20 protein-coding genes are annotated in these 23265 nt (G+C 67.2%); 8 read left to right on the forward strand and 12 right to left on the reverse strand.

Features of this window, described 5'->3' with window-relative positions; genetic code table 11:
• Nucleotides 1-22: 22 nt before the first annotated feature.
• From D3I60_RS00645 to D3I60_RS00680, 8 genes are read right to left on the reverse strand one after another with little or no spacing between them, the layout of a single operon-like run.
• On the reverse strand, nt 23-1999 hold the full coding sequence (locus tag D3I60_RS00645) for an FAD/NAD(P)-binding protein (RefSeq protein WP_262774039.1): 1977 nt from the start codon (nt 1997-1999) through the stop codon (nt 23-25).
• The gene (locus D3I60_RS00650) at nt 1986-2948 is read right to left on the reverse strand and encodes an LLM class flavin-dependent oxidoreductase (protein ID WP_262774041.1); all 963 of its coding nucleotides are present in this window, start codon (nt 2946-2948) and stop codon (nt 1986-1988) included. The genes D3I60_RS00645 and D3I60_RS00650 overlap by 14 nt, the downstream gene beginning before the upstream one ends.
• Nucleotides 2945-3577 (reverse strand): NAD(P)H-dependent oxidoreductase, encoded by a 633-nt coding sequence (locus tag D3I60_RS00655; protein WP_262774043.1) that lies wholly within the window; start codon nt 3575-3577, stop codon nt 2945-2947. The genes D3I60_RS00650 and D3I60_RS00655 overlap by 4 nt, the downstream gene beginning before the upstream one ends.
• Nucleotide 3578: 1 nt before the next feature.
• Nucleotides 3579-5000 (reverse strand): NtaA/DmoA family FMN-dependent monooxygenase, encoded by a 1422-nt coding sequence (locus tag D3I60_RS00660; RefSeq protein WP_262774045.1) that lies wholly within the window; start codon nt 4998-5000, stop codon nt 3579-3581.
• Nucleotides 4993-6864, reverse strand: coding sequence for a dipeptide ABC transporter ATP-binding protein (locus tag D3I60_RS00665; protein WP_262774047.1), 1872 nt, complete (start codon nt 6862-6864; stop codon nt 4993-4995). Before D3I60_RS00665 ends, D3I60_RS00660 begins: the two co-directional genes overlap by 8 nt.
• Entirely contained in the window at nt 6864-7751 is an 888-nt protein-coding gene (locus D3I60_RS00670; RefSeq protein ID WP_262774049.1) for an ABC transporter permease, read from the reverse strand. The genes D3I60_RS00665 and D3I60_RS00670 overlap by 1 nt, the downstream gene beginning before the upstream one ends.
• Nucleotides 7748-8755, reverse strand: a complete 1008-nt coding sequence (locus tag D3I60_RS00675) for an ABC transporter permease (RefSeq protein WP_262774051.1) — start codon at nt 8753-8755, stop codon at nt 7748-7750. The genes D3I60_RS00670 and D3I60_RS00675 overlap by 4 nt, the downstream gene beginning before the upstream one ends.
• Nucleotides 8752-10416 (reverse strand): ABC transporter substrate-binding protein, encoded by a 1665-nt coding sequence (locus D3I60_RS00680; protein ID WP_262774053.1) that lies wholly within the window; start codon nt 10414-10416, stop codon nt 8752-8754. The genes D3I60_RS00675 and D3I60_RS00680 overlap by 4 nt, the downstream gene beginning before the upstream one ends.
• A gap of 383 nt (nt 10417-10799) precedes the next feature.
• Between D3I60_RS00680 and D3I60_RS00685 the strand changes: the two genes are divergently transcribed.
• Complete coding sequence (locus D3I60_RS00685; protein ID WP_262774055.1) at nt 10800-11252, forward strand: ArsR/SmtB family transcription factor; 453 nt, start codon at nt 10800-10802, stop codon at nt 11250-11252.
• Nucleotides 11249-11740 carry an SRPBCC domain-containing protein gene (locus D3I60_RS00690; RefSeq protein ID WP_262774057.1) on the forward strand — a complete coding sequence of 164 codons (492 nt, stop codon included), beginning with the start codon at nt 11249-11251 and terminating at the stop codon, nt 11738-11740. Before D3I60_RS00685 ends, D3I60_RS00690 begins: the two co-directional genes overlap by 4 nt.
• A 52-nt stretch (nt 11741-11792) precedes the next feature.
• On the opposite strand, the gene D3I60_RS00695 is transcribed toward D3I60_RS00690, so the two are convergent.
• A complete protein-coding gene (locus D3I60_RS00695) occupies nt 11793-13346 on the reverse strand; it encodes an acyltransferase family protein (protein ID WP_262774059.1) in 1554 nt (517 codons plus the stop codon).
• Between the two features lie 253 nt (nt 13347-13599).
• Between D3I60_RS00695 and D3I60_RS00700 the strand changes: the two genes are divergently transcribed.
• Nucleotides 13600-14631 (forward strand): nitronate monooxygenase, encoded by a 1032-nt coding sequence (locus D3I60_RS00700; RefSeq protein ID WP_262774061.1) that lies wholly within the window; start codon nt 13600-13602, stop codon nt 14629-14631.
• Between the two features lie 48 nt (nt 14632-14679).
• Here D3I60_RS00700 and D3I60_RS00705 read toward each other — a convergent pair whose 3' ends face one another.
• Nucleotides 14680-15411: a response regulator gene (locus D3I60_RS00705; RefSeq protein WP_262774063.1), complete on the reverse strand. Its 732-nt coding sequence runs from the start codon at nt 15409-15411 to the stop codon at nt 14680-14682.
• A gap of 168 nt (nt 15412-15579) precedes the next feature.
• On the opposite strand from D3I60_RS00705, the gene D3I60_RS00710 reads away from it, so the two are divergent.
• From D3I60_RS00710 to D3I60_RS00720, 3 genes are all read left to right on the forward strand, one after another.
• Entirely contained in the window at nt 15580-16491 is a 912-nt protein-coding gene (locus D3I60_RS00710) for a hypothetical protein (protein ID WP_262774065.1), read from the forward strand.
• Nucleotides 16488-18545, forward strand: coding sequence for a sensor histidine kinase (locus D3I60_RS00715; RefSeq protein ID WP_262774067.1), 2058 nt, complete (start codon nt 16488-16490; stop codon nt 18543-18545). The genes D3I60_RS00710 and D3I60_RS00715 overlap by 4 nt, the downstream gene beginning before the upstream one ends.
• 104 nt (nt 18546-18649) lie before the next feature.
• Nucleotides 18650-19543 carry a hypothetical protein gene (locus tag D3I60_RS00720; protein ID WP_262774069.1) on the forward strand — a complete coding sequence of 298 codons (894 nt, stop codon included), beginning with the start codon at nt 18650-18652 and terminating at the stop codon, nt 19541-19543.
• On the opposite strand, the gene D3I60_RS00725 is transcribed toward D3I60_RS00720, so the two are convergent.
• Nucleotides 19540-19926, reverse strand: a complete 387-nt coding sequence (locus D3I60_RS00725) for a CPBP family intramembrane glutamic endopeptidase (RefSeq protein WP_262774284.1) — start codon at nt 19924-19926, stop codon at nt 19540-19542. The genes D3I60_RS00720 and D3I60_RS00725 overlap by 4 nt on opposite strands.
• 512 nt (nt 19927-20438) lie before the next feature.
• Between D3I60_RS00725 and D3I60_RS00730 the strand changes: the two genes are divergently transcribed.
• Together D3I60_RS00730 and D3I60_RS00735 are read left to right on the forward strand one after the other, a co-directional pair.
• A complete protein-coding gene (locus D3I60_RS00730) occupies nt 20439-21848 on the forward strand; it encodes a sensor histidine kinase (RefSeq protein WP_262774071.1) in 1410 nt (469 codons plus the stop codon).
• Nucleotides 21845-22477, forward strand: coding sequence for a response regulator (locus tag D3I60_RS00735; RefSeq protein WP_262774073.1), 633 nt, complete (start codon nt 21845-21847; stop codon nt 22475-22477). Before D3I60_RS00730 ends, D3I60_RS00735 begins: the two co-directional genes overlap by 4 nt.
• Nucleotides 22478-22491: 14 nt before the next feature.
• On the opposite strand, the gene D3I60_RS00740 is transcribed toward D3I60_RS00735, so the two are convergent.
• The gene (locus tag D3I60_RS00740; RefSeq protein WP_262774075.1) at nt 22492-23253 is read right to left on the reverse strand and encodes a 3-hydroxyacyl-CoA dehydrogenase; all 762 of its coding nucleotides are present in this window, start codon (nt 23251-23253) and stop codon (nt 22492-22494) included.
• Between the last annotated feature and the right edge of the window lie 12 nt (nt 23254-23265).

The following is a 23265-nucleotide window of genomic DNA, read 5'->3' on the forward strand; positions in this document are numbered from 1 at the left end:
CATCCTTCGCCGAGGCGGCCGGTCACCCTGCCAGGAGCTCCCGACGGGCAGATCCTGACGCTACCGAGTCGAGTATCGTCGCGGCGATGCGCTCGTTGTCAGCGAACACCGGAGCACCGGTGTGCGGGCGACTGAAGGCCTCGGCCGTCGACCCGGAAACCGCGGGGCCGAGCAGGAACAGGTCCTCCTGCACCCGACCAAGCGCGTCGAGAGCACGACCGGCCCCATCGGTGCGCAGCTTCGCATGAGCCGCAGCCTCGAGCTGCAGTCGACCCTCCGAACGCAGTGCTTCGAAGACCGGATCTGCTGCATTCTCCGCGCTCTGCCGCGCCAGTCGCGCATCGACGAGATGCGTGAACGTCTTCGCCTCCGGGTGAGCGGTAGAGCGGGCGGTGAAACCGGCGGCGTGGGCCTCGATGCTCAACCCGGGACCGAGGAACCGGACGAGACCCGCCTCGTGGAGAGCCAGGATCTGCTTGACTCTCTCCGGAGGCGGGCCGCTGCCGATGAAGGAGAACAGCGAATGGAGGCCGCCTTCGACGAATTCCGCGCGATCGTCAGTGCTGACCCGACCCTCGCGGACGAGCATCCTGATCTGCACATACGCTTTGACCAGAGCGTCGAAGACGGCGAGGTCGGCCGAGTGGTGTGCATCGGCGCTGCGCTCCAGCGCCCCGGCGATGTGATCGCGCACGCTCGCCTCTGCAGCGGTGAGATCATCACAGCGCAGATCGGCCAGCGGTCGGTCGATGCGGGCCAGTTCGAACAGGTCTGCCTCGTCGGTGATGACTTCGCGGGCAGCCCCGGCGATGGTCTCGACGCCGTTCGCATCCGAGCGGCCCGTGCGGACCCGCTCGGCGGCTTCGTCGATGCACTCGAGCAGGGAGGGTGCGTCGATGCCGCGCTTCCACAGCACGTGCTCGTAATGGGCGTACGTGAGTTCGAGTTCGAACAGCGGACCGAGGACTGCGGTGAAGTCGATGAACCGGGAGCTCTCGCCGAGGCGGTCCCGACCTCCGCGACGATCCCCTCCCTCACTCTCGGCGCCGTCTGCCAGACGGTCCAGATACCGCAGCTCCACGGCTGGTGCGCCGGGGATGACGGCGCGGCTGTAGCCGAGTTTCGGACTGTATGAGATTCCCCGCGAGGACCCGACCCACAGCACCGGTTCGGTGCCTGAAGGCACATAGCGGAGCCGCTCCCCCTCGTCGACGAACTCACCGCCGCGGCCTTCGGTGACCATAACCATGAAGTCGACGAATGCGAGCCCGAGCCCGCGGGTGAGCACCTCTGCGGCGGCGGGGATGCCGCTGAAGTCGAGGTCGGCAGTGTATCCGGGGGCCTGATAGTACAGCCCTTCCCCCTGCGAAGCGGTCGCATGGTCGGCCAGCACCGCTTCCTGCGCGGCGGGGTGCATATCGAGATGCCCCTGCGCCGAGACGAGGACGTCGGTGGCGATCGTCGCACCGGTCGAAGTGGTGACCACGAAACCGCGGTCTCCCACGCCGCGAACGACCGCCTCGGCGCGGGCTCGGTGGATGTGCACCTCGGCGGCGAGCCGCTCGAGAGCGAGCTCGAAGGCCGCCGACAGATAGTGCCCCTGGACCCGGCGGCCGGCAAACGACTGGGAATCGAGCGCTTCCGCCTCGGCGCCGAGACCTGCTTCGGTCAGACGGTCCCGGCCAGACCCGTGGATCCACTCGTGCAGGGTCGGTCCCATGATGCCGGGGCGGACCAGGCGGCAGGACTCGTCGGGGAAGATCGTGATGTCCTCGGTGCGTGAGTTCATCCACAGGTGCGGCGACTGTTCGGTCCGCCAGATCCGTCCGGCCCCTGGCGGGAACGGGTCGATGAGGTGGATGCACAGGCCCGCTCCGGCGTCCTCTGTCGCGGCGAGCGCGAGCAGGATGCCCAGTGTCTTCGGACCGGCGCCGATGAACGTGAGGTCGGCACTCTGGTCGGAGTGCCCCACCTGCCCCGGATGCTCACGCACCGGCATAGAGGCTCACTGCCGGAGCCAGTCCGAGGCGGGTGCGCAGGTCGGCCGGGCCGCCGCCGTTGCGTGCGGCAGCGGCCCCCGGGGTCTCGCGCAGGCCCGCCGCATGCAGGGAGGGGATGATCTCGGAGACGAGACGGACGCTGAACTCGAGCTGTTCCTCAGCCGATGTGGTCAGCAGCACCCCCGAGGCCCCGCGCTCGGAGAGGACGCGCACGGATCCGACGAGCTCGGCCGCTTCGACGCGAGTGGCTGGGGCCGGCAGCACTGCAAGCACCGGTGCTCCCGAGGCCAGCTCGGTGTGCAGGTCCTCGAGCGAGACGCTGCCGGCGGCCTCGTCGACGAGGACGAGGTCTGCTGCGGCACGGGCCGCCTCGTTGCCGGTCTCTGCACGGACGACGATCGGCGGATGCCCCTGCGGCGGACGGGGTGTGATCGAGGGGCCGAGCACGGAGTAGTCGGTGCCGGTCGAATCCCGCAGATGTGCATCGATGTAGTGGAGGCGGTCGCGGTCGATGTAACGATCGGTGGCCCGGTCGCGAATGATCGCATCATCATCCCACGAGTCCCAGAGGCGGCGGATGACGTCGATGACTCCGGCGGCTTCGGCCCAGGCGTCGGCCGCCGGAGCGGAGGCGCGGCGGCCGAAGAGGTCCGCCTCGGTGGGGGTGGTCGAGATGTCGACGGCCAGTCCGGCACGGGCGCGGGCCACATAGTCGAGCGTCGCCGAGGCGGTGGCCAGGTGGAAGGGTTCGAGATGGGTGATGCGTGCCTCGGGGAGGATTCCGAGGCGGCTGGTGAGCGGTCCGATCCAGGACGCGAACTCGATCGCGTCGAGTCCGGTGAGATCATCGGGAATGAGGGCGAAGTCGGCATGGCCGTCAAGGGTCTTCGCGGTCGCCGGGCCGGTGGTCGGGTCAGGGGCGAGAGTGGTGGCGATGATGAGGCTCATGAGGGTTTCCTCTCGGTTGCGGTCGGGGCGGTGATGAGAGTTTCGGGATCCAGTGGTTCGGCATCGACTGCCTCGGCGTGGGGGCAGGACCGGGCACGGACGGTCAGTTCCGAATCGAAATGATCGATGGCGTCGATGACGTCGCGTTCGACTGATTCGTCGATACTCGGCGGCGTCGTGTCCGTGGCCGGGAGGATGTTGCTCGATGAGACGAAGCGGCCGCGCCCGATCGAGCTCGCCCCGAGGGTGGCCAGCAGCGGTTTGAGTCCGTAGTCGAGGGCGAGGACGTGGGCGACGGACCCGCCGGTGAGCACCGGCAGCACGGGTTTGCCGTGCAGGACGTCCATCGGCAGCAGATCGACGAATACCTTGAGCAGTCCGGTGTACGTGGCTTTGAAGACGGGCGACCCGACGACCACGGCGTCGGCGGCGGCGATCGTGGCCCGCGCCGAGGCGATGAGACTGTCACTCGAATCCCCCGCCAGGAGGGGCCCGGCGGGCAGATGTCGGAGCTTGATGAACTCCGTGCGGTGACCGTATTGGCTGAGGCGGCGAGCGATGAATTCGAGCAGCGCCTCGGTCTTCGAGTTCCCCGCAGGGCTGGCCGAGAGCAGGACGACGCTGGACATGTCAGCCCACCTCCTTGAGTTCGCGGACGTGGGGGCTATGGCTGTCGGCGGCGCCCCGGGCGTCGCGACGAGCGGCGGCCCAGTCGGCGGCCGAGCGGGCCGCGGGCAGTCCGATGTTCTCGCGCAGGGAGCCGTCGGGGTACTCGGTGCGGTAGACACCGAGTTCCTGGAGCTCGGGCACGACCTTCTCGACGACCTCGTCGAGTCCGCCCGGTGTGAGGTGGGGGACGAGGATGAAGCCGTCGGCAGCCTTGGTCCGGACAGCCTCGGCGAGTTCGGCCGCGACCTGGGCCGGTGTGCCGACGTAGGAGTGGCGGGCCGAGACCCTGATGACGAGTTCGCGTGCGGTCAGCTTCTCGGCTTCGGCGATCTGCCGCCAGGATGCGATCGTCGCTTCCGCGTCCTTGATGTGCTTGACCCGCCCCTGGGAGATCGATTCGCCGGCCGGCGGCACATCGGGCAGGGGGCCGTTCGGGTCGAACGCGGAGAGGTCACGATCCCAGACGCGTTCGAGGAACGCGATGGCACCGGCCTCGCTGACCTGCTGGGAGGCGACCTCACGCGAGTGCTCGATCGCCTCGGCGGGGGTGTCTCCGAGGATGATGGAGACGCCCGGGTAGATCTTCAGTGAGTCCTCGGTCCGACCGTAGCGAGCGAGGCGGGACTTCACGTCCGCGTAGAACCTCCGGCCGGATTCGGGGTCGGAGTGGCGGGTGAAGACGACGTCGGCCGAACCGACGGCGAAGTCGCGGCCGGAGTCGGAGTCCCCGGCCTGGAAGACGACCGGGTGACCGCCGGGCAGGGCGCCGGCCGGGAATCGGCCGGAGATGTCGAAGAAATCGCTGTCATGCGTGAACGCTCCGTCTCCGGCGGCGGTGTCCCACAGTTTCCGGGCCACGTCGATGAAGTCCTCGGCGCGGCGGTAGCGGTCGGCGTAGTCGAGGTAGCCGCCGCGGCGGAAGTTCTCCCCGGTGAACGCGTTCGAGGTGGTCACGACGTTCCAGGCGGCGCGACCGTTCGAGAGATGGTCGATGGTCGCGAGCCGACGCGCGATGTCGAAGGGTTCGTTGAATGTCGAACTCAATGTGCCCGCCAGCCCGATGTGCTTGGTGACGGCGGCGAGGGCGGAGAGCACGGCAGTGGTGTTCGGGCGGCCGACGACGTCGAGGTCGAAGATCCGGCCCTGGTGTTCGCGCAGGCGCAGTCCTTCGGCGAGGAAGAAGAAGTCGAAGAGCCCGGCCTCGGCGGTCTGAGCGAGGTGAGAGAACGAGTCGAATTCGATATGGCTGCCCGAGGCGGGATCGGACCATACGGTCGTGTTATTCACTCCGGGGAAGTGGGCGGCGAGGTGGACCTGTCGCGGCTGGCCCAGGATGCTGCGGTCGGGACTGCCGGAGGTATGTGAGCTGTCGAGGTCAGGCATGATTCGCTCCTGTCGGTTCGGTGGGTTCGACGGCGGTGGCCGTGCTGTCAGTGGTGGTGCTGGTGTGGGCGGCGGTGCCGGCAGTATTCCCGGAGTCGGCTGCAATCGTGCGCACGGCAGAGTCGTCGAAGCACGGCACCGCGTCGATGAGCGCCCGCGTGTAGTGATGGCGGCTTTCGTGGAGGACGCGAGCGGTCGGTCCGGATTCGACTGCCAGCCCGTCCTTCATGACGATGACGTCATCAGCGATCTGTTCGATGACGGCGAGGTCGTGGGAGATGAAGAGGTAGGCGACGCCGAGGCGGGCCTGCAGGTCGACGAGCAGCTGGAGGATCTGCGCCTGCACGCCGACGTCGAGCGCGGAAACGGGTTCGTCGAGGATGATCACCTCGGGATCGACGGCCAGCGCCCGCGCGATCGCCAACCGCTGCCGCTGCCCGCCGGAGAGCTCCCGCGGCGTGCGGGTGAGCAGGCTGTGCTCGAGGGCGACGGAGTCGAGGAGTTCCCGTACCCGAGCCGGTCGGTCGGCACGGGTGCCGATGCGGTGACCGCGCAGGGGTTCGGTGAGGATTCTCTCCACCGAGTAGTGCGGGTCGAGAGCGGCACTCGAATCCTGGTGGACGTAGCGGATCCGCCGGCCGAGGTCTTTCCGCCGATACCGCCCGACAGGCTTTCCATGGAGGGTGATCTCGCCGGCATCCGCCCGGTCGGCGCCGAGGAGGATCCTCGCCGACGTGGTCTTCCCCGATCCGGACTCGCCGACGATTCCCACGGTCGCCCCTTTCCGCAAGGCGATATCGAGCCCGTTGACCGCGGGACGATCCCCGCCGAAGTCCCGCACGAGTCCGCGGCCGGCCAGGACCGCCTCGGTGCCGGTGGGGTCCGGGACGGCCGTGCCGCTGTTCGGCCGCAGCCTCCCCCACCCGAGGTGCGGTGCCGCAGCGAGCAGCGACCGTGTGTAGGCGTGCCGAGGTTCGGCGAGGACCCGGTCGGTGGGCCCGGCCTCGACGATGCGTCCGGCCTGCATGACCAGGAGTTTCGCGGCGCGTTCCTTCGCAACCCCGAGGTCGTGGGTGATGAGTACGAGCGCGGTCTGTGATCCGGCGACGAGGCTGCTCAACACGTCGAGGACCTGCTTGGCGACCGTCGCGTCGAGTGCCGAAGTGGGTTCGTCGGCGATGATGAGCGACGGCCGGGCGGCGATGGCATTGGCGATGAGCACACGTTGGCGCTGTCCGCCGGAGAGCTCGTGCGGATGCCGTCGCCCGTGGAGCTCGAAGTCGAGCCCCACTGCCGAGAGCACCTCGGTGATGCGGGGCCTGATCTGCGGTTTCGCATACCCGTTGACCGCCAGAGTCTCCGACAGGGCGGAGGCGATCGTGCGCACCGGGTTGAGCCCGGCGCCTGCGTCCTGCGGAACGTACGCGATGCCCGTTCCGAGGATCCGCTGCCAGGTGCGCGGCTTCGCCGAGGTGAGATCCTCGCCGAGGTGGCTGTGCGTGGCCGCCTCGACTCTCGTCCCAGCGGGAAGGAGACCGGTGAGAGCCGCGGCCGTCGTCGATTTCCCCGATCCGGATTCTCCGACGATCGCGAGAGTCTCACCTGGCGCAAACCTGAGGTCGACGTCGGAGATCGCAGGGGCTGCGGCACCGGGGTAGGTGACACTGAGCCCCGCGACGTCGAGGACCGCCTCGTTCTCATGGGGCATCGGCTCGAGCCGGGAATCCGCTGCCGAAGCGCCGACTGGACTCTCCACGGCGGTGGAGGCCTCGAGTCGGGAATCGGTCGCGGGTGCCCCGGCACCGTCGAGGACTTCGGTGCCTGCACCGGCCGAGGGCCAGGCGAGGAGATCGGTGTGGATCATCAGAATCCCTTCTCGGAATTGACGGCATGGGACAGGCGGTTCGCGGCAAGCACGACGGCGGCCACGACGAGTCCCGGGAATGTTGTCATCCACCATGCGGCGGCGAGGAAGTCACGACCCTCGGAGACGAGCAGTCCCCATTCGGGCTGCGGTGGAGGGGCTCCGAAGCCGAGGAAGCTCAAGGCCGAGACGGCGAGCACCGCGGACCCGAATTCGAGGGCGAGCAGGGCCACGATCGGGCCTCTGACCTGAGGCAGGATGTGTCGGGCCAGGACCGATGCGGCGGAGAGTCCGTCGGCGCGGGAGGCACGGACGAATTCGGTCGACCGCCACCGGGTCACCTCGGCGCGGGTGAGGCGAGCGAACGAGGGGACAGCCGCGACGCCGACGGCCACGGCGACGTTGAGGGTGCCGAAGCCCAGCGCGGTGATCACGGCCATCGACAGCAGCAGACCGGGCACGGCCTGGAGAACGTCGACGATGCGCATGAAGACTGCATCGAGAACCCCGGAGAAGAATCCGGAGAGCAGACCGATGAGGACACCGACGCCGACCCCGATGAGAACGGCGGCGAGGCTGGCCGCCAGCGTCTGCGCCGAACCGTGGACGGTGCGGGAGAAGACGTCGCGGCCGAGCTGGTCGGTGCCGAAGACGTGTTCGGCGCTCGGCGGCAGCAGACGGACGGCCGGGTCCCCGGTGAGCGGATCGACGCTGGTGAGCAGGCCGGGCCACAGCGCGGCGAGGGCTGCGAGTCCGAGGACGATGATCGCGATGACCTCGACGATCCCGATCCGAGAGGCACCCACCGCCGAGGTGAAGCGATGCAGTCCGCCTGCTTCGACGACCTCGTTCAGATTGTTCTTCTGCAATTCGGTCGCGACACTCATGGGCGCGCTCCTTCGTTTCCGGCCGCCTCGGCGAAGGTGCCGCTGTCCTTCTTCTCGACCGTGCGACCGGCGTCGCGCAACCGCGGGTCGAGCAGGGGGTAGGACAGATCGGTGATGAGGTTGACGAGGACGAACACGGCCGCGGCGAAGAGGACGATGCCTTGGACGAGCGGGATGTCCTGCCCGGCCACAGCGGTCTGAGCGAGCCGACCGAGTCCCTGTCGCGAGAACACGTTCTCGACGACCACGGATCCGGCGAGCGCCTGGCCGAACAGCACACCGCCCATCGTCAGCGCCGGCAGCAGGGCAACGGGCAGGGCCTGACGCAGCAGCAGTCGCAGGCGGGTGTAGCCAGATGCGCGGAACGTCGTCACGAAGGGGTGGATCCATGCGTTCTGCAGCGAACGGAACAGGACCTGGGCGATGATCGCCGACAGCGGGATCGCCAAAGTCACTGCCGGCAGCACGATGGCGGCCGGGCTTCCGGTGCCGACTGCGGGAAGGAGCGGGAGCCGGAAGGAGAAGATCTGCAGCAGCATCAGCCCGACCCAGAACGTCGGCAGGGCCACCCCGAGCCCCGGCAGTGCGGCAAGGGTGTCACGCAGCCACGGACGGCGGGTCAGAGTCGCAGCCACGGCGATGGCTGTCCCGACGACGAGCGCAATGACCAGAGCCGATGCGGCGAGCGCGAGCGTGGACGGCAGAGCGGTGGCAATCGCCTCGGTGACGGGGGTGCCGGCCTGTATCGACGTGCCCAAGTCGAAGCAGAGCAGGTCGCCGAGAGCGAAGAGGTATTGGACGATGAGCGGCTGATCGAGGTGGAATTCGGCTCTCAGCCGGGCCACCTCGGCGGAATCATAGCTCTGCAGCTCTCCCCCGGCACCGAGCATCGCGATGATCGGATCCCCGGGCAGCCAGTAGAGGAGGAAGAAGCTGAGGGTGAACGCGACCCACAGGACGAACAGTCCTTGGACCAGTCGGGAGGCGAGGTAGCGCAGACTCATCCCTGGTCACCACCCAGCCAGGTGTCGTAGAGCTGGTAGCGCGACGAGGCTTCGAACGAGAAGTCGTGGACGTCTCTGCCGGTCCCGACGATGCCGGTGAGTTCGACGATCGGAATCGAGTACCCCTCATCGAGGATGAGTTCGGCCGCCTCGGTGAAGTCGGCCTTTCGTTCGTCCTCGTCCAGGGTCTCGGTGGTGCGGGCGAGGATCTCGTCGATCTCGCCGGGCTTGCGCGAGTTCGCGTTCTGCTCCTTCGCGCCGAAGTAGTTGCGGAGGATGTCCGCGTCCGAACGGGTCAGGTTGCCGAACGTGAAGTCCTCTTTCCCTTCGGCTTGAAGCGCGGTGACCTCGGCGATCGTCTTCTTCTCCAGCTGCAGGTCGAAGCCGATGGTGCGCAGCTGCTGCTGAACGAGCTCGAGGAACGGGGCGTCCTGCCAGTAGGTCAGCGTCGTCGACAGCTTCGTGCCGTCTTTGACCCGGATGCCGTCGGCTCCGGGCTTCCACCCGGCGTCGTCGAGCAGCTTCTTCGCCCCGTCAGGGTCGTAGGCCAGCGCGGCCGAGAGATCTTCGTACCCCGGGGTCGACTTCGCCAGCACCGAGGTGGCCGGAGCCTGATGGTCGGAGACGACCGTATTCAGCTGCTCCCGGTCGATGCCTTTGATCAGAGCCTTGCGCACCGCCTTGTCCGAGGCGATCGCGCCGGTGGTCTTCGGCACGAGGTTGTACACGACACCCGGATTGGCGCGGGAGACGATGTCGAGGCCCTGAGCCTCGAGGGTCTTCTCATCCTGAGACTGCACAGAGGTGTCGACATCGACCTGGCCCGAGAGCAGCGACCCGTTGCGCACCGAGGCTTCGGGGACGATCGAGAACTCGATGCCGTCGAGGTGGGCGGGGCCGTCATGGCCGGCCAGTGAGGACGGCCAGTCGTAGTCGTCATTGCGCTTCAGGATGATGGCCTTGTTGTGTTCGACCTTGTCGAGCGCGAAGGGGCCGGTGCCGACGAGGTCTTTGCCGGTGCAGCGCTGCTCCGCGGTCTGTTTGAGCGTCTTCGACGAGTAGAAGCCGAGGTTCATCGTCGACGTCGCCTGGAGGAACTGTGCATTGGCCTTGTCGAAGGAGAACGTCACGGTCTGCTCGTCGGGAGTTTCGATCGACGTCAACCCGTCAATATATGACTGACCGATCGTGGCCTTGGCTCCGAGGTCCTCGATCGCTTCGATGTTCTCCTTCACCGAGGCAGAGGTGAAGTCCGTGCCGTCCTGGAACTTCACTCCGTCGCGGAGATGGAAGGTGAAGGTCTTCGCATCATCGGAGACGTCCCAGGACTGCGCGAGCCAGGGCTTGATCTCACCGGTCTTCGGATCCTGATCAGTCAGCGAGTCCGTGATCTGGCGAGTGATGTTGAGCGTGACATTCTGACCGACCTGCTGGCCGTCGAGGCAGGTCGGGTCGACGTCGTAGGCGACCTTGAGAACCCCGCCGTCCTGGGGGGTGGCATTCTCTCCGTCGGCCTGCGCCGAACCGGAGCACCCGGTCAGGAGGAGGGAGCCTGCAGCAAGTGCCGCCAGCAGGACGCCGGCACGGTTCTCAGCAGTGCCCATGCGGCGGGTATCGGTCGAGTGGACAAATTCGGAGGCAGACATTTCGGCAAAGGTCATGAGAATCCTGAGATGTGTCAGTGATGGGAGGGAGGATTTTGAGCAGATCTCCGCCGAACATTAGGCATGTATTGCTCAACAATTAAGAAACAGAAGCGGGCAGCCTCGAACAGGCAGCCCGAGCCCCAAGGAGGCGGAGACCCCAGGGAAGAAGGAGGCCGGCCGGGACTCGACGACGCCGCATCAGTAGCGGTTCGATCCGCTCCGACCGCAGTTGATCAGCTGGTCATTCGCAAAGAAGCCGACATTCGACGGCAACAATCAAGAGCTTCGAACCGCGCGGACAACGCCCAGGTCTGCGAATTCTTGAAAGCGATCATCATGCCCTCTGCTGAAGTGATGTCGTGGAATATTGACGAATCACACAGTATCAGTAAACCCGATTGCTCAACAATAGTCCCCGCTGGCCGACGTCATCCTTCGTCATAGAGCATTCGACTGTCCCTTCCTTCGAGCCACCCAATGGTGTAATGCTTAGCCTTATGGCTAAGCATCAGAATCTATCGGACGAGCTCGACGCGATGTTTGCGGCGCTGGCGGATCCCACACGACGCAGGGTCATCGCGCGCCTCGGCGCCGGCCCGGCCAGCGTCGGGGAACTGGCGAGTCCGCTGTCGATCTCCCTGCCGTCATTCATGAAACATGTGCACAGCCTCGAATCGTGCGGACTGATCAGAACCGAGAAGTCCGGGCGAGTACGCACCTGCGTTCTCAATCAGAATCGCTTCCGCCTGCTCACCGGCTGGCTGGAGGAACAACGGCGGATCTGGGAAGAGAGCACCGATCGGCTCGAAAAGTTCGTCACCGAAGAGTTCGTCACCAAGGAGGAATCATGACCACCCAACTCTCTCGCACCCGAAATCAGAATCCGGACCTCGATCTCAGCATCCAACGCGTCATCCGCGCCCCGAAGCAGGCCCTGTGGGACGCCTGGACCACACCGGATCAGTTGGCCCAATGGTGGATCCCAGCGCCGCTGCAATTGCGCGTGAATTCTCTCGAACTCACTCCGGGCGGCGCCTTCGTCACCCAGATGAGCGAGGACGGCACCCAATGGCACCCTCATGTCGATGCAGTGTTCCTCGTCATCGAGGAGGGCAGCCGGCTCGTCTTCACGAATGCGGTCAACAGCTCCTGGCATCCGGCTCTGCCCGACCCGGTGGCGATGACCACGGAGATCATCCTCGGCGACCATCCCGCCGGCACCGACTACCACGCCATCGTCCGACACGGCAGCCCTGAACAGCGGGCCCGCCACGAGGAGCTCGGCTTCTTCGACGGGTGGGGCACCGTCACCGACCAGTTGGCCGCCTCGGTGGAATGACTCGTGCGCGGCTGTGCCCGGTCCGTCACGCGGGCCGGGCACAGTTGGGCAGTCAGCCCTGCGCGGTCAGCCCGGCAGAGACGGTGAGCGAGGTGATGAGCAGGCCGAAAACAGCCACCGTCCAGGCCAATGGGGCGATACCGACGAACAGCGCCACGGCGATGCCGGCCGTGGCGGCACCGACGGCGATGGCGGCCCGCAGCCGCGGACGTCCGACAGTCGGCCCGATGTCGCCGGCACCTGCGCGGGCACCTGCCGACCCGTGCCCCAACATCTCCCGGACGTGCTCGACGATCGTGCGCCCGACCGAGGCGAGCCGCTGTTCCGATGGAAGCGGAATTCGCTCGGCAGCCATGGCCACCAGGCCGGACAGCACCATCACGACGATCAGCCAGGGCAGACGTGTGGCCCACCACCACGACGACCCGATCTCCGGAAGCACGAACTCGGACGCACCGGGCACGAAGGACACCGCCTGAGTGAGCGCGCCCAGTGAGCCGATGAGGACGATGACGATGCTCATATGCCACAGGTAGACGTGCATCCCATACCGATTGCCCCAAGTGATGACCCGGCCCCAGATCTGCGCACGAAGCGCTCGGGGGTCGAGTGCCGTCTCACCGGTGGGACTGCCCTCGATCTCGTCCGCAGCATTGAGCATTCGACCCAGCCGGGCGTGGACGAGCCGCATTCCGCACAGTTGGACCACCCCGAGCAGGACGAGAGCACCGGTCGGCGGGTTGAGGTTGACGAGCATGTTGGGGCTGTACACACCGGCGGAGACGAGCCCGACCAGGGCCAGCAGCGCTGCCGCGAGCACCGTCCAGGCGAGGAACCTGCGGACGGGACGATCGAGCGCATCGGCGTAGAAGAACCCGAGCTGCTGGACCAGGGGCCACACAAACAGAAAGTTCAGGTAGCCGAGGCCGGTCATGCCGGTGACCGCGACCAGACCGTCGACGACGATGAAGCCACCAGCGAGGGTCGCAAGCGACCGCCTCGGCGCGGTTTCGTGGACATGCACGGCGACCGGGACGAGCGCGGTGAGGCCGACGTAGACGGCGAGGAACCACAGCGGTTGGCCGATCCGCAGGCTGGCCTCGGCGAGGAGGTCGGGCGAGACGCCCAGCTCACCGGCCGCAGACAGCCCGAGACCAGCGAGGCCGATGAGCACAGCGAGGGGCACGACGAGCCTGCGCAGGCGGGCACGCAGATAGTCGGCCCATGTGCCGCCTCGGGCGCGTGTGCGGCGCCAGCCCGTGATGCCCGCGTACCCGCCGATGACGAAGAACAACGGCATGATCTGGAAGAACCAGGAGGCGGCGGCGAACCGGGCGGTGTTCGACAGCGCGACCACAGGCTCCACAGTGCCGCCGGGTCCGAGCACCGCCGAGCTCATCATCGAATGGAGGATGACCACGACGACGAGGCAGCCGAAGCGCAGAAGGTCGATGGCCCGGTCGCGGTGAGGTTTGGCCGGGGCCTGCCCGGTCTCGGCCTGGCCGCCCGGCGACGCGGGCGGTGTGTTCGGGGCGGTGCTGGCGGCGAGCTGCGTGTTCTCATGGGGATCATCGGACGGCAGCGGGTCGTTGAGCGTCAATGTCATATCGGTTCCCTTTTCCGGGTCGTCGAGGTGCGATGACACCGAAGTTAGGAACCGCATCTGCCTCGGCACATCACGCCGAAGAGCCGACCTCTCACCCACCGACCGATACTTCCGAGGGATGCCGTCGACTGACCGTCTCATACTCACGACATCCGAGCGTGTGAGAATGGCGATGAGCACGCCCGACCACGCGGCCGCCTCGCCCGGCGACATACACCGAGCCGGGTTTCCGGCCATGACAAAGGAGAGAACCGTGACGATCGCCTTCGCGAAGACCCCGCTGCCCATCATCGGAGCACCCATGGCCGGTGGGACGACGACGCCCGAACTCACCGAGGCGGTCGCCCGGGCCGGCGGATTCCCCTTCGTCGCGGGCGGCTATCTCACCGCCGAGGCCCTCGCTCCACTGGTCACACGCATGCGCGAGACGACCTCGAACTTCGGCGTCAACCTCTTCGCTCCGAATCCCGTCCCCGTCGATCGCGAGGCTTTCGACGACTTCGTCAGTGCGCTGGAACCGGCCGCAGCCGCCCGCGGGATCACGCTCGATCCCGAACCGATCGAGGATGACGACCACTTCGACGACAAACTCGACTGGCTCACCGAGCACCCCGTTCCCCTGGTTTCGATGACGTTCAATCTGCCCACTGCCGAGGCGGTCGATCGTCTCCACGCCGTCGGCACTCAGGTCGTCGCCACGGTGACCTCGGTTCCCGAGGCTCGCGCGGCCGCCGAAGTCGGGGTCGACGGGCTCGTCGCCCAGGGACCGCGTGCCGGCGGACATTCAGGTACGGCCGATCCGACGCGGACCATCGAGGACCGCGCGACCGTCGATCTCGTCCGGGACATCCTCGCCGAGACGGACCTGCCCTTGGCAGCCGGAGGCGGAGTCAACGGTGAGGCCATGGTGGGCGAGCTCCTCGGTGCGGGGGCGAGCTCAGTCGTTGTCGGCACCCTGCTGCTGCGCTCCGACGAGGCGGGGACGGCACCGACGCATCGGGCCGCACTCGCCGCCGATGAGTTCACGGACACCCAGCTGACCAGGGCGTTCACCGGGCGCCCCGCGCGTTCGTTGGTCAATGACTTCGTGCGGAGGTTCGACTCGATCGCCGTCGACGCCTACCCGGCAGTGCACCATCTGACGAAGGAGTTCCGGGCCGCGGCGAAAAAGTCAGATGACCCGCACGGCCTGCACCTGTGGGCGGGAACCGGCTACCGCAGTGCGCGGGAGGGATCGGCCGAGACCATCGTCAAGGACCTCGGCGCCCGCTTCGCCCGCGAATAGTCAGCGGGCGGGCGTCCCCCGCAGACGCCCCTCTCCGAACCGCGCCCGTCAGCTGCCGGCGACGACCAACCCGGACTCATAGGCGGCGACGACGATCTGGGTGCGGTCGCGCAACCCCAGCTTCGACAGGATCCTCGAGACGTGGGTCTTCACGGTCTGTTCGGCGAGGTAGAGCTGTTCGGCCACCTCGGCGTTGGCGTGCCCCTTCGCCACCAGGGTCATCACGTCGATCTCTCGGTCGGTGAGCTGACCGAGCACCGCGGTGTCCTTGGCCACAGTGGGCCCGGCGACGTATTCGGCGATGAGGCGGCGGGTCACCGAGGGCGCGAGCAGCGATTCCCCGCCGGCAACGACACGGACCGCGGTGATCATGTCTTCGGCGGTGGCGTCCTTGAGGAGGAATCCGCTGGCACCGGCCCGGAGCGCGGAGAACACGTACTCATCGGCGTCGAACGTGGTGAGCATGATGACCCGCGGGTGGTCGCCGGGCATGTTGAAGATCGCTCGGGTGGCGTCGAGCCCGTTGAGCGTCGGCATCCGAATGTCCATGAGGATGACATCGGGGTTCGTGCGGCGGACGAGGTCGACGACGGCGGACCCGTCATCGGCGCTGCCGACGACCTGCATGTCCGACTGCGCGTCGAGCAGCGCCCCGAACCCCTGCCGCACCATCGCCTGATCGTCGACGATGGCGACCCTGATCGTCGTCTCCGACGGAGGCGGCACACTCGCTGAGGCGGCTCCCCCGACTCCGTTCCCCGCGTCCTCAAATCCCGGCATGGTCCAAATCTACCGGACAGCGGGGTCGGAGAATCCTCGCAATCCCCGAGAATCTGCCGCTCGGGGCCGGTTTCGCGCAGATCTCATCCTCATGGGTGATACGTGCGGCACTCATTTCACTCCTGCGTATGATGTGCCTGCGCATACCGGCTCCCTAACGTTCGAGTTATGATCATCACCGCCGTCATCCTCGCCACTGCAGCAGCGTTCTGCCTGGCCTTGGGCACCCACTTCCAGCAGCATGCCGTGGCTGACATGGCTCCGGGCCTGCGCCGTCGCGCCATCTGGGTCACCGGGCTCGGCCTCATGGGGCTGGTCACGGTGCTCAACGTCGTCGCGCTCGGGCTCGGGCCGGTCGCCATCGTCCAACCCATCGGCGCGGTCTCCCTCGTCTTCGCCGTCCTCATCGGTCGGGGGTACTTCGGGCTCCGCCTCGGTGCACCGCTGCTCATCAGCATCGCGGTCACGCTCTTCGGCATCTTCACCTTCGTGGCCACCTCAGCGAGGTTCGCTCACGAGATCTCCGTGAACGAGCAGTCGGTGACCTGGCTGCTCGCCGTGCTCATCGCACTCACCCTCTTCGCCGGACTGTTCTCGTTCAGCTCCGCAGGACACATTCCCCGGGTCATCATGACCGGGGTCGTCTTCGGCACGGTCGCCGCTGCCACGCACGTCCTGGCGCGGTCGGTCGTCATATCGGGACTGCCCGGGCTCGATACATTCGGTCTGCGCTGGTGGACGCTGCTGGCCGCGGTCGGTCTGGCATCGGCGGCGGGGTTCTGGCTCGTCCAGACCGCGTACGCCTGCGGCCCTGCCGAGACGGTGCTGGCCGGCCTCACCGTCATCGACCCGATCGTCGCCGTCATCATCGGTGCCGCGTTCTTCGGCGAGTACACCGGCCTGACTCCGCCGGCCACTCTCGGTCTGCTCGTCTCCTCAGCCATCGGCATCGGCGGAGTGTGGATGCTCTCGCGCTTCCATCCGAAGGTCCTCGGATCTCGCAGCACCGCTCGCACTGACACTGCGGTCGGCACCGCGCACTCGACCTCAAACACAGCACAGGAAGGAATCACGCTGTGAACCACTCCCCCGATCTCACCTCCCCCGCACCCGCCGACACGTACGCTGGAGACGTGCCCCGCCCAGCAGAGCCTCCGCAGATCGGCCCGAATTCCGCAACGACCGCCGATTCCCAGGCCGCGGCCGCGCCGCGTTCGTGGTGGGCCGGACTGTGGCACAATCTCGGCCGCGATGCCGGCCTCGTCGCCCCGAGCCTGCTCGTCTCCCTTATCGCGTTTCCGGTGCTCATCGCTCTGTTCTCGGTCTCGATCGCCACGGTCATCGTCTGGGTCGGTGTGCTCCTCCTGCCGCTGACGCTGACTGTGGCCCGCGCGTTCGGCAACCTCTCCCGGGCCCGTGCCCGCACGTGGGGTGCCCCCATCGCCGAAGCTGCTCCGCGTCCACGTGGACGCGGACTCCGCTGGTGGCTGGCTCCGCTGTCCGATGCTCGGGCGTGGCTGGATCTGCTCTTCGAAACCGTGTTCGCGCTGCCGATCCGACTCCTCACGTTCTCCGTCTCCCTTGCCTGGTTCGCTGGCGGCCTCGGCGGCACCACTTTCTTCTTCTGGGGGCGGTTCCTGCCCGACGACGACGGCGACACGGTCGATTGGGTCGTCGCGTGGGTGACGAACTCACCGGTCACGGACCTCGGGTTCTCCGCCGAGGCGGCCTTCCAGTTCGTCGTCGGCATCGTTCTGCTGCTGACGTTCCCTTTCGTCCTTCATGCCATGGCCCTGCTCGAGATCGTTGCGATCCGCGCCGCGCTGTCGACTGATGGGGCAGCTGCCGCGATGCAGTCGGCCCAGCCGGAACACTCGGCCCAGACGCCAGGTTCTTACTTGTCCGCCGCGCCGCAGGCGGCTCGCTCAGAACTGCCGCGTCATCCGGCGCAGTCCTCGCCTTTGTCGGCCCTCGCGGGGAGCCAGGGCTGGTTCTGGCTCATCGCAGCATTCGTCGGTGCCGTGCTCGTGGCAGTCGCCTGGCCGGTGACCACCGTCCTCTATGGCATCCCGACCGTCTATGCGATGCTTCTCGCGTTCGGCCTCAGCGCCGCGCTCCTGCTTGCCGTGCGCTGGCCGATCCCGGCAATCGGTCTCGGACTCGCCTCTCAGGCGGCGGGCATTCTGCTCACCGCAGACGTCTCGGGAGCAGTCCGTCCGTTCACGGTCACCTCGCTGTTGGCTCTCGTGTTCCTCCACCTCATCATCGGTCTGCGTCACCGCTGGATCCACCTCGTCGCACTGTGGTCGGGCAGTGCGCTCATCGGCGTGCTCGCCCTGATCCTGCCGCATGCCGGCGAGCTGCCCGGGGCCCTGTCGAACGTCATCACCACCGCAGCCATCGCCGCCGGCGCAGGAGTCATCGGCGTCATCGGCAACCTGCTCATCAGAGGTCGCCGGCAGCTCGAATCCGAACGCGAACTCAGTGCCGCGGAGCTGGCGAAACGACAGGAGTTGGAAGAGCGCAATCGGATCGCACAGGAGCTCCATGATGTCGTCGCCCACAGCATGTCGGTCATCAGCGTGCAGGCGACGACAGCGAAGTACCGTCTGCCCGGACTCGATGAACGGAGCCTCAGCGAGTTCGATTCGATGGCGGGATCGGCTCGCCAGGCGCTGACCGAGATGCGCGGACTGCTCGCCATCCTCCGCGGCGGCCGGGACGCAGACCTGGCCCCGCAGCCGACCGTCGAGGACATTCCCGCGCTCGTCGATGTAACGCGCGGCTCCGGTGCGGTCGTCGAGCTCGACTTCCCCTCCGAGCCTCTGTCGCTTCCGCCGACGACGAGCCTCACCGCATTCCGCGTGGTACAGGAGAGCCTGTCGAATGCACTTCGGCATGCCGCCGGCGCCCCGGTGACGGTCACCGTCACGGTCATCGGGCCCCGACTCGAGATCTCCGTTCTCAACGGGGAACCCGACGGCGGGTCGGACGCGGGTGGGCACAGCCACCTCGGCGGAGGTTTCGGCATCAAGGGAATGCGCGAACGTGTCGAAGCTCTGGGCGGGAGCCTGCAGGTGGGGCCGACGGCTACCGGCGGGTTCGCTGTGAGGGCGTCGCTGCCGGTGTGGTGAGGGTCCGAGGGAGACGCGGATTCGCGGCGGATCAGGTAGGCGTCGGTCGATCGGTGTCATACTGAAAGTCCCCACCTGCTCCCCTCAGGAAGGACTGTATCCCCATGTCACAGCCGCCCCCTTCGCTGTCTGCCTCTCCGGCCTCGTCGGCGTCTGATCCGAATGCACCGAGACGATCGGTGCGGATTCTGCGGCGCACGATTGCCATCACCATCGTCGTGGCTTTCAGCCTGGCTGCGATCGGCGGGATCATCGTCCTCCTCGGTGACATCGAGTCCGAGGCGACCTTCAAGGTCATCGGCACCACGGCTCTGACCGGCGCCGTCAGCGTCGCAGCGTTCTGCGGTGCCACGCTCATCGGGCGTCGGACCCAATGGTTCGGGATCGCCACGATCGGCATGTCAGCGGTCACGATGGCGCTGAGTCTGTGGTTCATCTGGGGTGATCCATTCGCAGATCCGGAAGACTATGAGCTCGGAGAGGTCCTCTTCCAGGCCCTGTCCTCGCTCGTCCTTGTCACGGCTGTCGCGTCGATATCCGCGCTCATTCTGCTGCTGGCACCCCGATCCTGGTTGGTGCGGATCGGGCTGCCGATCACGCTCGGACTGCTTACTCTCGGCACTAGCCTGGTACTCGTCACGATCTGGGTGGAATCGGCGTGGGAACTCGAGTGGCTGACCCGCCTCAACGGGATCGTATGGATCCTCGCCGCACTCGGAGTCGTCATCGTGCCGCTGACTTCACTGCTGCTCAGGGCCGGGACGAAGCCGACGGAGGCGGCGCCGGCCGCGGCAGTCACGAACACGATAACTGGCGCTCATGCTGGAACGTCGACCGGATCGGCACAGACTCATCCGACTCAGCATGGTTCGACTCCGCCATCGCCGACTCTGTCTCCTGCGATGCTCGAGCGCGTCGATGCTGCCGCCAGGGCCGAGGGCATCACGGCAGACGAGCTCATCGATCGGCTTCTATCCGCGGAGCATCGAACCCCTTAGGCCGTTTCGGGCCGGCCCCTACGGGGACGCATCGGTTCACGGTCGGTCGGGCCGCCTCGGCGAAAGGCCGATCCACCTCGGCGGCGATGATCGAGGACGACCATGATGCCGAAGACGATAGGAGCCGCGATCGACATGACGACCTCGACCGTGGGGGCGCTCGTCGCATTGAGGTCGGCACCGGCGAGCACACCCAGCCCGAATGCGAAGACGTTGTTGACGATGTGGAAGGCGATTCCGGCTTCGAGGCTGCCGGTGATGATGGTCAGGGTGCCGACGATGACGGCGAAGATGCCGACGTCGATGAGTCCCGGCAGGTCGTAGACGTGGCCGACGACGAAGACCGGCACGGGAATGAGGACGGCCGAGGCAGGGTGACGCAGCCAGGAGCGAGATGATCGAGGAGAACGAGCGCCTGTAGATGCATAGGGTCGCGAACTCGACGGCCGGCCACATGAGGATGACGCTGACGAGTCCGAAGAGGACGCCCGTGGTCGTGTTCATGTCGAAGAGCTGGTCCGACCACGAGTTGAATTCACCGTCGGCGCCGAGGGCGAACAGTGCCCAGACGAAGAAGGCCGTGAACAGGCCGATGACGGCGATCAGGTAGAACACCGAGGTCAGGAGCGCCACGAGGATCGGCTTGAACCACCGGTGTCCCGGTTGCGCGGCGAACTGCCGATGAAAGCGCAGTGAGTGGGGTTGATCTCTCATGTCTCCACCCTTTCGAAACCGACGGCCGCCCACCATCGGCCGAGGGCATGATTCGTGTCATCCGATCGAATGAATGCGCACGTCAGATGGCCTCTGGACGGGGGCTTGCGACCACTGTGTCCGGCAGAACTCATCCTTTCGGACGACAGCCTCACAGGCGTCACCCCGGTAGGCTCGAAGGGTGACTCCTCGCCTCGTCCGCCGCCCTCTGGCGCATGCCCTCCTCTGGACAGGCATCTCCGCCGTCGTCGGCGTGCTCCTGCTCGTCGTCATCGTCGGAAACCAATGGCCGGCAACCGAGGATGCGGGCCCCCGGGCGGATGCGCTCAGTGCCGAGATCTTCGTCCACGTCGCCTTCGGCCTCGTCTCCTTCGTCTGTCTGCCCATCGTCCTCGTCGTCGATGGACGCCGGGTGCCGCGCAAACAGCTGCGTCCGAAGGTGCTGGCCGCGGAGAAGCTGCGCGAGTTCCTCACCGTCACCGGCCACGGCGGCGATGAGTTCCTCGCAGCCGACGGATCTGTCGAAACTCTGCAGCGCCGACCGGGCGGCTGGGTTCCTGTCACCGTCGGGATCATCGGGATCCTCCTGGGCACTGTCAGCATCCTCGGCGCCTTCGCCGCCTCGGTCATGCTCGTCTCACTGTCGGCCCGACGCAGTTGGGCACTCGACTTCGGCGGGCTCGCCGCCACACTGGCAGCGTTCTCCGCGACCTACGTCCTCACTCCGCAGGCGGCGGGGGCTTTCGATCTTCCCGTGTTCGTCTTCGGCAGCACGCTCTACGCCGTCATCGTCATCGTCGGCGTCATCCGCGGCTCCCGCGAACAGGGCTTCATCGACTCCGCCGCGCAGACCCTGCTGCGCGAACGCTCCCGGCAGGACCGCGCCATTGCCGAGGTGCGCCGCGGCATCGCCCGCGACATGCACGACTCCCTGTCCCATCACCTGTCCGTCATCGCGATGTACTCCGGTGCGCTGTCCGTGCGGCAGGACCTCGACCCCGACGAAGTCCGCGAAAGTGCTCGTCTCATCGCCGATGCTGCCCGCCGCTCCGGCGTCGAACTCCGTGAGGTGCTCACGATGCTGCGCAGCGATGACCAGGGCACGGTCATCGACCCCGACATCGACCGCCTCGTCGCGGCCAGGGGCGACACCGCCGAACTGCGATACCGCGAACCGGTGACCGCCGAGGCGCTCCACCGGTGCGGGGCACTCGAGCAGACGACGATCTACCGCTTCGTCCAGGAAGCGATCACGAACGCGGTCAAGCATGCCCCGGGCCAGAAGGTGACGATCAAGGTCGGTTTCGACGAGGCCGACGGTCACCTCGAACTCGTCGCCAGCAATCCGCACACGGGCCTGGCCCCGGCCTTCCGCGCCGGAGCACAGCAGCTCGTCACCGGATCCGGATTGGGGCTGCTCGGACTGCGGGAGAGAATGGAGGCCATGGGCGGCGATCTCACGGTGACGACGACCCCGGAGTTCACCCTCCGCGCCCGCATTCCCGTCGGTGCCGACATCTTCACAGACGGCGACGCCCCGGGAACTGCCGGTACGATCGACTCCCCCGACGAGCAGGAGACGCAGACATGAGCATTCGGGTAGTCATCGCCGACGACGAATCGCTCATGCGCTCGGGGCTCAAGCTCCTCCTCGGCGCGGCGACCGATATCGAGGTCATCGCCGAGGCGGTCGACGGAGTCGAAGCCATCGACCTCGCCCGTCGGCTGAGTCCCGACCTCGTGCTCATGGACATCCGGATGCCCCGCCTCGACGGCCTCGAGGCCGCGCAGACGCTGCTGTCCGATCCCGAACATCCGCAGGTGCTCATGCTCACGGCCTTCGGGACCGACGATTTCATCCACCGCGCCCTGCAGTCCGGGGCGGCAGGCTACATCCTCAAGGACACCCCGCCGGAAGAGCTCATCAATGCCGTTCGCGCGGCAGCCGACGGCACCCGCACGCTGTCGGAGACCGCCTTGGCCACGTTGATGTCGTCCCGTCCGGCTGCCTCGGCGCCGGGTCGGGATCCGCTAGTTTCCCTGTCGACCAGGGAGCGGGAGATCGCCGAGGCGGTCGCGCAGGGTTTGACGAACGCGCAGGTGGCCAGGGCACTGTTCGTCTCGACGGCGACGGTGAAGACCCACTTGGCGCGCATCTTCGACAAGCTGGAGGTGACCTCCCGGGTGCAGCTGGCGCTGCTCGTCAACGCACACCGCTGAACTTCCCTAGCCGATCATTTCGGTGCCATCCGGATGGCACCGTCGAGGCGGATCGTCTCACCGTTGAGCATCGGGTTGGCGACGATCGATTCGACGAGCTGCGCGTACTCGGCGGGCTTGCCCAGCCGAGCCGGATGCGGCACGGACTTGCCCAGGGACTCCTGCGCGTCGTCGGGCAGGCCTGCCATCATCGGGGTCTCGAAGATGCCCGGAGCGATCGTGACGACGCGGATGAGGGAGGCGGCGAGTTCGCGGGCCATCGGCAGGGTCACCGCGGCCACAGCACCCTTGGACGCCGAGTAGGCGATCTGGCCGATCTGACCGTCGAAAGCCGCCACCGATGCGGTGTTGACGATGACCCCGCGCTCTTCGCCCTCCGCTTCCTGGTCCTGCATGGCCGCGGCGGCGAGGCGGCAGACGTTGACGGTGCCGACGATGTTGATGTTCAGCACCTTCTGGAACGCCTCGAGCGGCAGCGGGCCCTTGCGGGAGACGAGCTTCCCGGGCGTCGCGACACCGGCGCAGTTGACGACGACGCGCAGCGCGCCGAGCCCGGTGGCGGTGTCGACTGCGGCCTGAACCTGCTCTTCGTTGGTGACGTCGGCGGTGACGAAGTGAGCGGCATCGCCGAGTTCGGCTGACGCCTGCTGCCCGACCTCGGCGTTGAGGTCGACCATGACGACCTGGGCGCCAGCGGCCAGGAGGCGTTCGGTGGTCGCGCGGCCGAGTCCGGAGGCTCCGCCGGTGACGAGGGCGACGGTGTTCTTCAGTTCCATGGGTGTCCTTTG

It is taken from the genome of Brevibacterium permense, assembly GCF_025506275.1.
GTDB classification, from domain to species: Bacteria; Actinomycetota; Actinomycetes; order Actinomycetales; family Brevibacteriaceae; genus Brevibacterium; species Brevibacterium permense_A.